Annotated in this window: 1 protein-coding gene and 1 pseudogene (1 of these 2 only partly in view); both read left to right on the top strand. The window is 37.1% G+C overall.

Annotation, left to right across the window (positions count from 1 at the left end; translation table 11 throughout):
- Positions 1 to 159 precede the first annotated feature (159 nt).
- A pseudogene (locus ACHRV5_RS17505) lies at positions 160 to 379 on the top strand (IS982 family transposase); the annotation flags it as partial.
- 828 nt (positions 380 to 1,207) lie between these two features.
- Positions 1,208 to 15,620 carry the 5' end (the start) of a non-ribosomal peptide synthase/polyketide synthase gene (locus ACHRV5_RS17500; RefSeq protein WP_395427625.1) on the top strand. 14,462 nt of this gene lie beyond the right edge of the window, so 14,413 of the gene's 28,875 nt are visible here — the first part of the coding sequence; the start codon lies at positions 1,208 to 1,210; its stop codon lies off the right edge, out of view.

The raw sequence follows: 15,620 nt of genomic DNA, 5'->3' as shown, positions 1-15,620 counted from the left end.
GATTTTCAACAAAAAGCCAGCTCTCGAGCTGGCTTTTTCATTTTAAAATTGCACTATTATTTGGATTGTAGCCCAAAAGTTAAGTGGTTTTGAAAAGCAATTATTAGGTAAGGATAAAAAATAAATTTATCCGTTGAATGAAATTATTTCAGAGTATAAAAAAAACGAGCTTCTATTTTCGGAAAATCAAGAAAAAAAATTGAGGCACTTTTTTCGCAATTGTAAGGGGCAATTTAAAATCGGAAATAACTATATCAGATTATTTAATGGTTTTAAAACAAGAATTTTAACAAAAAAAACCGCTTTAATTTTAGTTCAAAATATCAATAAACTCATATTTGAAAGATTAATTAATAATATCATAATTCTAATTAATTAATTTCATTTAATGAGGAATTTTTATCTTAATATATAGGATAATTTTGATAATATACTATCTTTAGGGCTGATTGCAAAATTATGTATTGGAGTAATTCTGGTTGCTCACGGCTATTTATATAAGGAAGAATTAACTTAAAAAGAAGTCTATAGTGAAACTTTTTTTTGAATGAAAAAACTTATAGGTCGGTTGATTAATATGCTGATTACTTGATGGTAAAGTAGGGTTTAAGGAGTGGGGTTTTTTGGTTTTCGTATGGTATTTTATGAGATCAAAAGCGCTTTATCCTTATTGAATTTTTGTGATTTAATACTGCCTTTTGGCTAGGGAGAGGTAGCAGATATCAAGCGCTCTGATGATTGTGATAGTTATAGAAAGTAAGTTAAAATAAAAGCTGATTTTCAGCAGGTTTAGAATGAAGTTACTCGAGTTATAGAGTTCCCATGATCTGGGTGGAACAAAGTAATATCCGATTAGCGTCTAATGTGAAAATTACGTAGGAAAGACTCGCCTGATTCTGATCGGTGAGCGCTATCTAATGAATATGTTGCTGCGTAAGAACAGCGTCAGAAATACAATTGATTGCCATTTGGCAGAGTGTACTAAAAGGAGGGATTTAGGATAACTTTTTTGTATTGCGTGCTAATGGTTTGTAAATGAATTGTTTGATGACTGATAATGTGTGCCGAATTAGAGAACTGTTTAAATTTAATTCGGTGGCTGAGTTATTGTCTTATTGACATTATAAGGCAATTAACGTCAATAGTTTTAAGGAAAGATATAGTATAAATAATAGTAAGGAATATTAGGTTATAATTTTAATAATATATGGAATTTTTAAGTTTTTTTCAAAGAATAAACAAAGAAGGCATAAAGTTGGTATTAAAAAATGGATCTTTAAGTATTAAGTCAAATACTGAAATCGGTCCGGAATTACTCCAGGAAATAAGAGCTAATAAAGAACAGATTATTGAGTACCTGGAAAAATATCAGAGTGAAAATATAACCAAAGAATTATTAGATAAATATCAAGATAACAAGATTGCAAAAAAAATACTGGAGAAAGTCACTCCCTATACAGGAGAGCGATTGGAGCGTATTCCAATGTCTTTCAGTCAGGAACGTTTGTGGTTTTTAGATCAGTTGCAAGGTAGTACAGAATATCATATCCCTACTGTTCTTCATTTGGAAGGAGCAGTAGATGGGGTGATTTTAGAACAAACATTACAAAGTATCGTTTCTCGTCATGAGGTACTTCGCACCATTCTTTTATCAGAGGAGGGTTTAGGATATCAGGAAGTAATAGGCTCAGAAGATTGGAAACTGGATCAGGTGAAAATAACAGATGAGTCTTTGTTGGCGAGCAGTTTGCAAGATTATCTGATGACTCCTTTTGATTTAGCAAAGGATTATAAATTAAGAAGCTGTCTGTATGATTTAGGAAATCAAAAGTACGTACTGGCTTGTGTGTTTCATCACATTGCCAGCGATGGTTGGTCGGAAGGTATTTTGATGAATGAGTTTCTGGAGCTTTACGATGCACTGAAGTCAGGTAGAACAGCCGTTTTACCGGAACTTGTTTTACAATATTCAGATTATGCAATCTGGCAAAGGAAATACCTCGAAGGAGCTGTTTTGGAATCTCAATTATCGTATTGGGAAGAGAAGCTTCAGGGAGTGGCTACGCTGGCATTACCAACAGATTATGCTCGCCCATCTGAGCAAAGTACAGCAGGATCGAATGTTTCTGTTGTTTTAAATAAAGAAATTGGTGAGTCTTTAAATATTTTATGCCAAAAAGAAGGCGTTACCTTATTTATGGTGATGCTGTCTGTTTTTAAGGTATTGTTGTCGCGTTATAGCGGGCAAGATGATATCTGTGTAGGAACGCCGATCGCAAACCGTACCCAGTCGGAGTTAGAAGGAATGATTGGTTTTTTTGTCAATACTCTGGCACTGCGCAGTGATTTGGGAGGCAATCCAAGTTTCAAAGAACTTTTAGCAGAAGTTAAAGCGACTACTTTGGACAGTTATGATCATCAGCTGGTTCCATTTGAGAAGATAGTAGAGCGTGTGGTTACGACCCGCGACAGGAGTATGAGTCCTTTATTTCAGGTGATGTTTGTGTTGCAAAATACACAGCAAAGTTCAGGAGAAACAGGAAAGGGTTTAGAAGACATTACTCTTTCAGGTTATAAGTTTGATACCGTTACTTCGAAGTCAGATTTAACATTGGATGTATCAGAAGGAAATAACGGTATTGTATTGAGTATCAATTATTGTACAGCCTTATTTGATAAAGTAACGATTGATCGTATGTTGCTGCATTACCAAGAGTTATTGGCAGGTATTGTGAATAATATCAACCAGTCAATAGATAGTCTTTTAATGCTTACTGCGAAGGAAGAACATCAATTGTTGAATGTTTTCAATAATACGGCAGTTGAGTATCCAAAGGATAAAACTATAGTTGCTTTATTTGAAGAGCAGGTTAAAAATACTCCTGATGCCATTGCGGTGGTTTATGAAGGAGCCAAATTAAGTTATAGAGAATTAAATGAAAGGTCGAACCAATTAGGATCTTATTTAAGAGAACAAGGCGTTGAGCCAGACACTCTTGTAGGGATTTGTGTAGAGCGTGGTTTGGAGATGTTGGTTGGTATTTTAGGAATCTTGAAATCAGGAGGTGCTTATGTGCCAATCGATCCGGATTATCCTGAAGATCGTATTGCCTATATGGTGGATGATGCCGGAATTAATTTAGTACTGAGCAGTGCAGCAAGTCATAAAGTATTGGAGGAATATAGCGCTATTAATGTTGTGCTCTTAGATACAGATTGGAATAAGATTTCAAACTATTCAACAGAAAACTTAAGTGTTGTTGTAGCACCGGATCATTTGGCTTATGTGATTTATACTTCAGGAAGTACAGGTAATCCAAAAGGAGTTTTGATTACCCATAGTAATGTTGTTCGTTTGTTTAAAAATGAATCCTGTTTATTTGATTTCGGAACTCATGATGTCTGGACGCTGTTTCATTCGTTTTGTTTTGATTTCTCGGTATGGGAAATGTACGGAGCCTTGCTTCATGGAGGCCGTTTGGTAGTGGTTCCAAAAGCAGTAACCAAAGACGCTATTTCGTTTAAAGAATTATTGATCAATGAAGGGGTAACGGTTTTAAACCAGACTCCGGGATCTTTTTATGCACTTCAGGAAGCATTCTTATCCGAGAATTTTGATCATGCGATCAGATATGTGATTTTTGGAGGAGAGGCATTAAACCCTGTTTATTTACAAAATTGGAAAGTATTATATCCGTCTTGTAAAATGATAAACATGTATGGTATTACCGAGACTACGGTTCACGTTACCTATAAAGAGCTAACAAGTTCAGATATGTTAAGTTCGGTTAGTGCTATTGGTTCAGCGATTCCTACTTTAGGATGTTATATTTTAGATGCCAATCTAAATTTAGTACCGGTAGGCGTTATTGGAGAGTTATGTGTTGGAGGAGCAGGAGTTGCAAGAGGATATTTAAACAGAGAAGAACTAACGCAAGAGAAGTTTATAGCGAATCCTTTTGTAGCAGGAGACCGCTTGTATAGATCAGGTGACTTAGGGCGCTGGCTAGCTGACGGTAGTATAGAATATATTGGAAGAAAAGACAATCAGGTTAAGATCCGTGGTTATCGTATTGAATTGGGAGAGATCGAGAATGCTTTGTCATTATTAGAATCGGTTACTCAATGTTGTGTTTTAGCAAAAGAAGATACAGGAGGTAACAAACGTCTGGTTGCTTATGTAGTTTCAGAGGATAAACTAGATAAAACAGCTTTACAGGATCAATTAAAATTAAGTTTACCGGAATATATGGTTCCGATGATTTGGGTTGGACTGGATAAAATGCCTTTAACGTCTAATGGTAAATTGGACAAGAAAGCGTTACCGAATCCGGATAATTCAGATCTTTCTACAGAGGAGTATGTTGCGCCTCGCACAGAGACGGAACAACAATTGGCTGCCATTTGGCAAAACCTTTTAGGTATAGAAAAAGTGGGAGTTTATGACAACTTCTTTGAGTTAGGAGGCCATAGTTTACTGGCTGTTCAATTAATTTCTCGTTTACAGAAATTAGATTTTCATATTAGAGTAAAAGATATTTTTGCAGGACCAACGATAGCTTTAATGAGTGAGAAGTTATCTTCTTTATCATTAGTGTATCGTGTTCCGGCCAATGGTATAACAGTTGATAGCGATGTTATTACCCCAGCAATGGTTCCTTTGGCTGATTTGAGTCAGAGTGATCTGGATTTTATAATAGACACAGTAGCGGGAGGTGTTTCTAACATAGAAGACATCTATCCTTTATCACCGTTACAGGAAGGGATTCATTTTCATCATCTGATGAGTGATTCTAAACAGGGAGACCCTTATGTTTTGCCTAATTTGCTTTCTTTTTCAGATCAGAGTAAACGAGATTCTTTCATAGAGGCCCTACAATTTGTAGTGAACCGCCATGATGTTTTACGTACCTGTATTTTAAGTTCAGGTTTACCAAAAGCCGTTCAGGTTGTTTTACGTGAAGCGCCTTTATGGATTGAAGACTTAGAGTTGGATCGTTCTGAAGCAGTTTTACCCCAATTAGAGCTTCTGATAGCTTCAGGAGGTTATTGGATGGATGTTACAAAAGCACCATTATTGCAGTTGAAATCAGTTGAAGATGCTGAGAATGGTTGTTATTATTTGATTGTATACCAACACCACTTAATAATTGACCATATTGGTTTAGAGAAAATCATATCAGAGGTGATATCGTATTTATCGGGAAGAGGTGCCAGTTTAGGAGTTCCTGTTTTGTACCGTGATTTTATAGGTCATACTTTGCATGCCCAATCGGTAAATGATGGAGCATCTTATTTTAAGACTTTATTTGGCGCAATCGAAGAGCCTACTTATCCTTTTGAATTATCGAATGTTTTAGGAGATGGTAAGGGGATTGAAGAATCTCATATAGTGCTCCCAAATGATTTAAGTACAGAGTTGCGTAAATTATGTGTGTTGCACGCCATAAGTCCGGCAGTTTTGTTTCATGCCGCGTACGGATTGGTAGTGGCTAGGTGTAGTAATAAGGACTATGCGATTTTTGGTTCTTTGTTCTCGGGAAGACTTCAGGGTTCTTTAGGAGCCGCAGATTCCTTAGGGTTGTTTATCAATACCTTACCGGTGATTCTGGAATTAAAAGGTGATGTAGTAGAATATGTGAATCAGGTGAAAGTTTTGTTACAGGATTTATTGTCCTATGAGCAAACGCCTTTATCACATATTCAGGATTGGAGTGGGATAGGAAATGATAAAGCCTTTTTTAGTGCTTTATTAAATTACCGTCATACAGGGCGGTCTCTATCAGAGGATGATGCAAATGAGTTTGATTCGGGGATAACGGTTCTTGGAAGTCAGGAACGCACCAATTATCCATTTACATTAAGTGTTGATGATTTTGGAGATGATTTTGGATTAACGTTTCAGATTGATGGAAATGTAGAAGCTAAGCGTATCCTTGTTTATATGGAAAATGCTTTGACGGAACTTTTAGGAGGTTTAAGTAACAAAGGATTAAATGTAACTACCTTAAATGTTTTATCGCAAGAGGAACAACATCAATTATTAGATGTTTTCAATAACACAGCGGTTGAATATCCAAAAGATAAAACAATACTTGATTTGTTTGAAAAGCAGGTGCAAAAGTCTCCTGATGCTATAGCTGTACTTTTTGGCTCAGAAGAGTTAAGTTATAGACAGTTAGACGAGCGTTCAAACCAGATGGGACATTATCTTCGTGATCAGGGTGTGGTGGCAGACAGTCTTGTAGGGATCTGTGTAGATCGTAGTTTGGATATGTTTGTGGCTATCTTGGGTATTTTAAAATCAGGAGGGGCTTATGTGCCAATAGATCCTGAATATCCGCAAGACCGTATTGATTATATAATAGAAGACAGTGGTATTTCCTTTTTTGTTACCCAAAAGGAGTATGAATTTCTAATTGCTGATAAAGTTGAAATTACGGGAGTTGTAATAGATTTATGCAAAGAGCATATACATCAGCAACCGATCACGACTTTAAGTATAACTTTAGATTCAGAACAAAAGGTATATTGCATTTACACCTCAGGTTCTACAGGTAGACCCAAAGGAGTTGCGATTAGTCACACCAGTTTATTAAACATAGCCTTAAGCTGGGAAGCATCTTATAAACTCGATCATACGACTTGTTTATTACAAATGGCCAGTTTTTCTTTTGATGTATTTTCAGGAGATTTATGCAGAAGTTTGTTATTTGGAGGTAAAATGATACTTTGCTCTTCAGATATTCGACTTGATCCGGCTCGATTGTATAGCTTGATTTCAGAAACCGGTGTTAATATATTGGAGGGTACTCCGGGATTAGTAATTCCATTAATGGATTATATCCATGATCAGAATTTAGATTATAGCTGGATGAAGCTTTTGATTTTAGGCTCTGATATCTGTAGCATGAATGATTTCAAAAGAGTGTATGTTAGATTTGGACATTCCATGAGAATCATTAACAGTTATGGTACTACAGAAACTACCATTGACAGTTCTTATTTTGAAGTTGATACCATTAATAATCTGGATGGTTTAGTTCATGTACCAATTGGTAAACCTTTATGGAATAACAAATTTTACGTATTAAATCAATCGAATACACTTTTACCTGTTGGTATAATTGGAGAGTTATGTATCGGAGGAACAGGAGTTGCCCTTGGCTATCTGAACCAAGAAGAGTTAAATAGAGAGAAATTTATCATAAATCCTTTCATAGAAGGAGAAAGAATATATAAAACGGGCGATTTGGCACGTTGGTTGCCTGATGGTAACCTTGAACTTATTGGTAGGAAAGACGACCAGGTTAAGATCCGTGGGTATCGTATCGAGCTGGGTGAGATTGAGAATGTATTATCATTATTAGAATCGGTTACCCAATGTTGTGTTTTGGCCAAGGAAGATGTTAATGGTATCAAACGTTTGGTTGGTTATGTAGTGGTAGAAGGGAAACTCAATAAAGCTGATTTACAAGAACAATTAAAATCAAGTTTACCCGAGTATATGGTTCCGATGATCTGGGTTGAACTGGATCACATGCCGCTGACTCCTAATGGCAAACTGGACAGGAAAGCCTTACCGGATCCGGATAATTCCGATTTGTCCAGTCAGGCCTATGTTGCGCCACGTACAGAAACGGAGGAGCAATTAGCAGTAATCTGGCAGAACTTATTGGGTATAGAAAAAATAGGTGTTTATGATAACTTCTTTGAATTGGGAGGCCATAGTTTATTGGCTGTTCAGTTAATCTCTCGTTTACAGAAGTTAGATTTTCATATTGGAGTAAAAGATGTTTTTTCGGGACCAACGATAGCTTTAATGAGTGAGAAGTTGTCTTCTTTCTCTTTAGCATATCGTGTTCCTGCTAATAACATTAAAGTTGATAGTGAGACTATCACTCCGTCAATGGTTCCTTTGGTGGATTTGAGCCAGAGTGATCTGGATAAGATAATTGATACGGTAATGGGAGGTGTTTCCAATATTGAGGATATTTATCCTTTATCGCCATTACAGGAAGGGATTCATTTTCATCATTTGATGAGTAATTCTAAAGAGGGAGATCCATATGTTCTCCCAAGTTTACTTTCCTTTTCAGATCAAAGTAAACGGGATTCTTTCATTGAGGCGCTACAATTTGTAGTGAACCGTCATGATGTTTTACGTACCTGTGTTTTAAGTTCAGGGTTACCAAGAGCTGTTCAGGTTGTTTTACGCGAAGCTCCTTTATGGATTGAAGATTTAGAATTGGATCGTTCTGAAGCAGTTTTACCACAATTAGAGCTTATGATAGCTCCGGGAGGTTGTTGGATGGATATTTCAAAAGCGCCATTATTGCATTTGAAATCGGCAGTAGATGTTGAGAATGGATGTTATTATTTGATTATATACGAACATCACTTAATAATGGACCATGTTAGTATGGAGAAAATTATATCAGAGGTGATATCGTATTTATCCGGAAAAGGTGCCAGTTTAGGAGTTCCTGCTTTGTATCGCGATTTTATAGGTCATACTTTGAATGCGCAAGCGGTTAATAATGGAGCATCTTACTTTAAGACTTTATTTGGAGCAATCGAAGAACCTACCTATCCTTTTGAATTATCTAATGTTTTAGGAGGTGGTAAGGGCATTGAAGAGTCTCGTGTAGTACTCTCAAAAGATTTAAGTACAGAGTTGCGTAAATTGAGTGTGTTGCATGCGATAAGCCCGGCAGTCTTGTTCCATGCCGCTTACGGATTGGTAGTAGCCAAGTGTAGTAATAAGGACTATGCTGTCTTTGGATCCTTGTTTTCGGGAAGACTTCAGGGTTCTGTAGGAGCAGCAGATTCTCTAGGGTTGTTTATCAATACATTGCCGGTACTTTTGGAGTTAAAAGGGAATGTAGCAGAATATGTGAATCAGGTAAAAGTTTTGTTACAGGATTTACTATCATACGAGCAAACTCCTTTATCCCATATTCAGGATTGGAGTGGTATAAGCAATGATAAAGCCTTTTTCAGTGCTTTATTGAATTACCGTCACTCGGCACCTGCTTTAACAGAAGAGGAAGATGCAAGTGAATTTGATTTCGGTATAACGGTTCTGGGAGGTCAGGAACGCACCAATTATCCATTCACTTTAAGTGTAGACGATTTTGGAGATGATTTTGGATTAACAGCTCAGATTGATGGAAGTATAGAGGCTAAGCGTATTCTGGTTTATATGGAAAATGCTTTGACGGAACTTCTGGAAGGTCTAAAAAACGAAGAAGTAAATACAACGGCTTTACCTATTTTATCAGAAGAAGAGTCGCACCAGTTATTGGATATTTTCAATGATACAACGGTAGAATATCCAAAGGATAAAACGCTGGTGGATTTATTTAAGGAGCAGGTTAAAAAGACTCCTGATGCTATTGCAGTGGTTTATGAGGGAGAAGAGTTGAGCTATAAGGCATTGGATAAGCGTTCTAATGCGTTGGCAAATTATCTGTTAGCTCATAATACGATTCATTCGGAGCATTTAGTTGGCGTTATTTTAGAGCGCAGTGATTGGTTAATTGTTTCATTTCTGGCAATATTAAAAACGGGTGCTGCTTATGTCCCTATTGACGCTAATTATCCGGAAGAAAGAAAAGAATATATAAAAAACGATAGTGGTTGTAGGGTAATTATAGACAATTCATTTCTGAATTTATTTAAAGAAACTATTTCTGATTATTCAGATGTTCAGCCTGAGATTGCTATAAAGTCAAATGACTTGGCCTATGTTATTTACACTTCGGGAAGTACAGGGCAACCTAAAGGAGTCATGATTGAACATAGAAATTTAATTCATTTATGTTTTTGGCACCAAAGAGCGTATGCTGTTACGGCTCAAAGCAGGGGTACTTTATTTTCCGGAATTGGTTTCGATGCCAGTATTTGGGAAATATGTCCTTATTTAGTTTTTGGAGCGAGCTTGTATCCTATCCCGGATAAAATGCGCTATGATTTGGATCAACTTTCAATGTTTCTGATTGATCATTCGATTACACATAGTTATATACCAACTTCCCTGTGTGAAAGTTTTATAGAAGAAGAGATTTCGTTGCCAAACCTTGTTGTTTTAACAGGAGGAGATGTGCTGCATTTAAATAAATCGACTGATATTACTATTTATAATAATTATGGACCAACAGAGATTACTGTAGTTGCGACTAGTTATAAAGTAAAAAAGGATAGACCAATTAAAATTCCTATTGGTAAACCTGTAGACAATACCAAGGTATATATTATGGATGAAAGACATCAGTCTTTACCCATTGGAGTAGTCGGAGAATTATGTATCGGAGGTTCAGGAGTGGCTCGTGGTTATTTAAACCAAGAAGAGTTAACTAAGGAAAAGTTTATAACAAATCCTTTTGTAGCAGGAGAAAGAATTTACAAAACAGGCGATTTAGCACGTTGGCTTGCCGATGGTAATATTGAATTTATCGGAAGAAAAGACGATCAGGTAAAGATTCGCGGTTATCGTATCGAGTTAGGTGAGATCGAAAATGCTTTATCGTCATTAGAAGCTGTTAGTCAGTGTTGTGTTTTAGCCAAAGAAGATGCAGGAGGTACCAAACGTTTGGTTGGTTATGTAGTGGTAGAAGGTGAGCTGAATAAGATTGATTTACAGGAGCAATTGAAATTAAGTTTACCGGAATATATGGTTCCGATGATCTGGATTGAATTGGATCATATGCCTTTGACTCCTAATGGCAAATTGGACAGGAAAGCCTTACCGGATCCTGACATTTCAGATTTGTCCAGTCAGAGCTATGTTGCTCCACGTACAGAAATTGAGGAACAATTGGCAATCATCTGGCAGAATTTATTAGGTATAGAAAAAGTTGGAGTTTATGATAATTTCTTTGAGTTGGGTGGTCATAGTTTATTGGCTGTTCAGTTAATCTCCCGTTTACAGAAGTTAGATTTTCATATTGGAGTAAAAGATATTTTTGCAGGCCCTACGATAGCATCGATGAGTGAGAAATTATCTTCTTTATCTTTAGCATATCGTGTTCCGGCCAATGGTATAGCTGTAGATAGTAGTTCTATTACTCCGTCAATGGTTCCTTTGGTAGATTTGAGCCAAAGTGATTTAGATAAGATAAGTGATACGGTAATGGGAGGTGTTTCTAACATTGAGGATATCTATCCTTTATCACCATTACAAGAAGGGATTCATTTCCATCATCTAATGGGTGATCCTAAACAGGGAGATCCTTATATCCTTCCTAATTTACTTTCTTTTTCAGATCAGGATAAACGAGATTCTTTTATTGAGGCATTACAATTTGTAGTGAACCGTCATGATGTTTTGCGTACTGGTATTTTGAGTTCAGGTTTACCGGTTGCAGTTCAAGTTGTTTTACGCGAAGCGCCTTTATGGATTGAGCATTTAGAATTGGATCATTCAAAAGCAGTTTTACCACAATTAGAACTTCTGATAGCTCCGGGAGGGTATTGGATGGATGTTTCAAAAGCACCATTATTGCAGTTAAAATCAGCAGATGACACTGAGAATGGCAGTTATTATTTGATTGTATACCAACACCACTTAATAATTGACCATGTTGGTATGGAGAAAATCATATCAGAAATTACGATGTATTTATCGGGTAAAGGAGATAGTTTAGGAGTTCCTGTTTTGTACCGAGATTTTATAGGGCATACTTTGCATGCGCAATCGGTTAATAATGGAGCATCTTACTTTAAGTCTTTATTTGGAGTGATCGAAGAGCCTACTTATCCTTTTGAATTATCCAATGTCTTAGGAAATGGCAGGAGTATTGAAGAATCTCATATAGTACTCTCCAAAGATTTAAATACAGAGTTACGTAAATTATGTGTGTTGCACGGCATAACCCCGGCCGTCTTGTTTCATGCCGCGTACGGATTGGTAGTGGCCAGGTGTAGTAATAAAGATTATGCAGTTTTCGGCTCGTTGTTCTCTGGAAGACTTCAAGGCTCTTTAGGAGCAGCAGATTCCTTAGGGTTGTTTATCAATACGTTGCCGTTATTGTTGGATTTGAAAGGTGATGTTGTAGAATACGTGAATCAAGTCAAAGGACTGTTGCAGGATTTATTGTCCTATGAGCAAACACCTTTATCGCATATTCAGGATTGGAGTGGTATTGGTAATGATAAAGCCTTTTTTAGTGCTTTATTAAATTATCGTCACTCGGCTCTGGCAGTAGCAGAGCAGGATGAGACTGTTGAATTTGATTCGGGCATCACCATTCTTGGTGGTCAGGAACGAACCAATTACCCATTTACCTTAAATGTAGATGATCTTGGAGATGGTTTTGAATTAACGGCTCAGATTGATGGAAGTATAGGGGCAACCCGTATTTTGGGATACATGGAAAATGCTTTGACAAAACTTTTAGAAGGTCTAAGCAAGGAAGGGGTAAGTATAAGTACCTTAAATGTTTTATCAAAAGAGGAAAGTGGCCAATTATTGGATGTTTTCAATAACACATTGGCTATTTATCCAAAAGATAAAACGTTGGTCGATTTATTTGAAGAGCAGGTTAAAAATACTCCTGATGCCATTGCGGTGGTTTATGAGGGAGCAGAATTAAGTTATAAAGAATTAAATGAAAGGTCGAATCAATTAGGATCTTATTTAAGAGAACAAGGCGTTGAGCCGGATACGCTTGTGGGTATCTGCATAGAGCGTAGTTTGGAGATGTTGGTTGGAATCTTGGGAATCTTGAAATCAGGAGGGGCTTATGTGCCAATCGATTCAGATTATCCACAGGATCGTATTGCCTATATGTTAGATGATGCAGGTATGAAAGTGGTGCTAAGTAGCACAGCGAGTCATAAAGTGTTAGAGGAATATAGTGCTATTAATGTTGTATTGTTAGATACAGATTGGGATAAGATTTCGGGATATTCAACAGAAAATCTAAGTGTTGTAGTAGCACCGAATCATCTGGCTTATGTGATTTATACTTCAGGAAGTACAGGTAATCCAAAAGGGGTGATGAACGAGCATGGTGGTATTGTAAATCGATTGTTATGGACGCAATCCCATTATCAGTTAACGGCTGAAGATACTATTCTTCAAAAAACTTCCTTTAGTTTTGATGTTTCTGTTTGGGAATTATTATGGTCTGTTATCTGCGGTGCTAAATTGGTTTTTGCGAAACCGGAAGGTCATAAAGATGCTGTTTATTTAAAAGAACTCATCGAGGAAAATAATATCACTACGATCCATTTTGTTCCTTCAATGTTAAGCGTTTTCCTTAGTTCAATTGAATTAGGAGATTGTAGTTCATTACAGCGTGTTTTATGTAGTGGGGAAGCTTTACAACTGGATCATGTTAGTCTGTTTAGAGAGAAATTCCGCAATGTACGTTTAGATAATTTATACGGTCCTACCGAGGCAGCGATTGACGTTAGTTCTTGGGAAGTTCCTTTGGAAGGTCACTTGTCAGCCGTTTTAATAGGTAAACCGGTTGCCAATACCAGCTTGTATGTTTTAGATGAAGCACACGAACTTGTACCACTTGGTGTAACAGGTGAATTATGCATTGGAGGGATTCAGGTAGCCCGAGGTTATTGGAATAAAGAAGAATTAACACAAGAGAAATTTATAGCGAATCCTTTTATAGAAGGAGAAAGAATTTATAAAACGGGCGATTTAGCACGTTGGTTACCGGATGGAAATATAGAATACATTGGCAGAAAGGACAATCAGGTTAAGATCCGTGGTTTCCGTATCGAATTGGGTGAGATCGAAAATGCGTTGTCATTGTTAGAATCAGTTACACAATGTTGTGTATTAGCCAAAGAAGATGCATCAGGTAACAAACGTCTGGTTGGTTATGTAGTTTCAGAGAACAAACTTGATAAAACAGCTTTACAAGAACAATTAAAATTAAGTTTACCCGAATATATGGTTCCGATGATCTGGGTTGAACTGGATCAAATGCCATTGACTTCAAATGGTAAATTGGATAGGAAAGCATTGCCGGATCCGGATAGTTCAGAATTATCTACACAGGAATATGTTGCTCCGCGAACAGAGATTGAGGAACAATTAGCCGTTATTTGGCAGAATTTGTTAGGTATAGAAAAAGTCGGAGTTTATGATAATTTCTTCGAATTAGGTGGTCATAGTTTATTGGCTACCCGATTGGTATCGATGATTCGTAAAGAGCTGTCTATTGAAGTATCTATCAGAGAAGTCTTTGAACACACGACTATAGCAACTTTAAGTACTCATGTATCGGGGCAATCGGCAGGAATATTGCTGCCGGCTATTGTTGTTGAAGAACGTCCGGAACGTATTCCAATGTCTTTCAGTCAGGAACGTTTGTGGTTTATGGATCAGCTGCAGGGCAGTATAGAGTATCATATTCCTATTGTACTGCGTCTGGAAGGAGCACTGGACGTCTCAATTTTAGAACAAACATTACAAAGTATAGTTTCTCGTCATGAGGTACTTCGCACAGTTCTTTTATCAGAGGATGGAGTAGGTTATCAAGAAATAATAGGCGCAGAAAACTGGATACTAGATCAGGTAAAAATAACAGAGCAAGGATTATTGGAAAGTAATCTGCAACATTATTTAGTAAGCCCTTTTGATTTAGCAAAGGATTATAAGTTAAGAAGTTGTCTGTATGATTTAGGAAACCAACAGTATGTATTGGCTTGTGTGTTTCATCACATTGCCAGTGACGGTTGGTCAGAAGGTATTTTGGTGCGTGAGTTTACGGAGCTTTACAGTGCCTTGCAGTCAGGAAGAGCAACGGTTTTACCGGAACTTACTCTGCAATATTCCGATTATGCAATTTGGCAAAGAAAGTATCTCGAAGGAGCTGTTTTAGAATCCCAATTAGCGTATTGGGAAACGAAACTTCAGGGAGTGGCTACTTTATCTTTACCAACAGATTATGCTCGTCCAGCTGTGCAAAGTACAGCAGGATCGAATGTTTCTTTGGTCTTAAGTAAAGAAATTAGCGAATCGTTAAATGTTTTATGTCAAAAAGAAGGTGTTACCTTGTTTATGTTGATGTTATCGGCATTTAAAGTAGTGTTATCTCGCTATAGTAGTCAGGACGATATTTGTGTAGGAACACCAATAGCAAACCGTACCCAATCAGAATTAGAAGGTATGATTGGCTTTTTTGTCAATACGCTGGCACTTCGCACGGATCTTGGAGGCAATCCAAGTTTCAGGGAATTCTTAGGAAGAGTAAAAGAGACTACTTTGGGTAGTTACGATCATCAGTTGGTTCCATTTGAGAAGATAGTGGATCGAGTGGTTACTACCCGTGATAGAAGTATGAGTCCTCTATTTCAGGTGATGTTTGAATTAGAAAACGCACAGGCAAGTTCAGGAGATTCAGAAAAAGGGTTGCAAGATATTACCCTTTCAGGTTACGCGTTTGACATTGTTACGGCTCAATTTGATTTAACATTAAATGTATCCGAAAGCAATAATGGTATTGTTTTGAATATGAATTATTGTACCACTTTATTTGATAAAGCTACGATTGATCGTATGTTGTGGCATTATCAGGAGTTATTGGCAGGTATTGTGAATGATATCAATGAACCAATAGGTACTCTGTCAATGTTGACTACAGAGGAAG

It is taken from the genome of Flavobacterium sp. FlaQc-52 (assembly GCF_044007495.1).
GTDB classification, from domain to species: Bacteria; Bacteroidota; Bacteroidia; order Flavobacteriales; family Flavobacteriaceae; genus Flavobacterium; species Flavobacterium cupriresistens.
The sequence above is the reverse complement of the archived record's forward strand: the minus strand, read 5'-3'. Positions and strand labels throughout refer to the sequence as shown.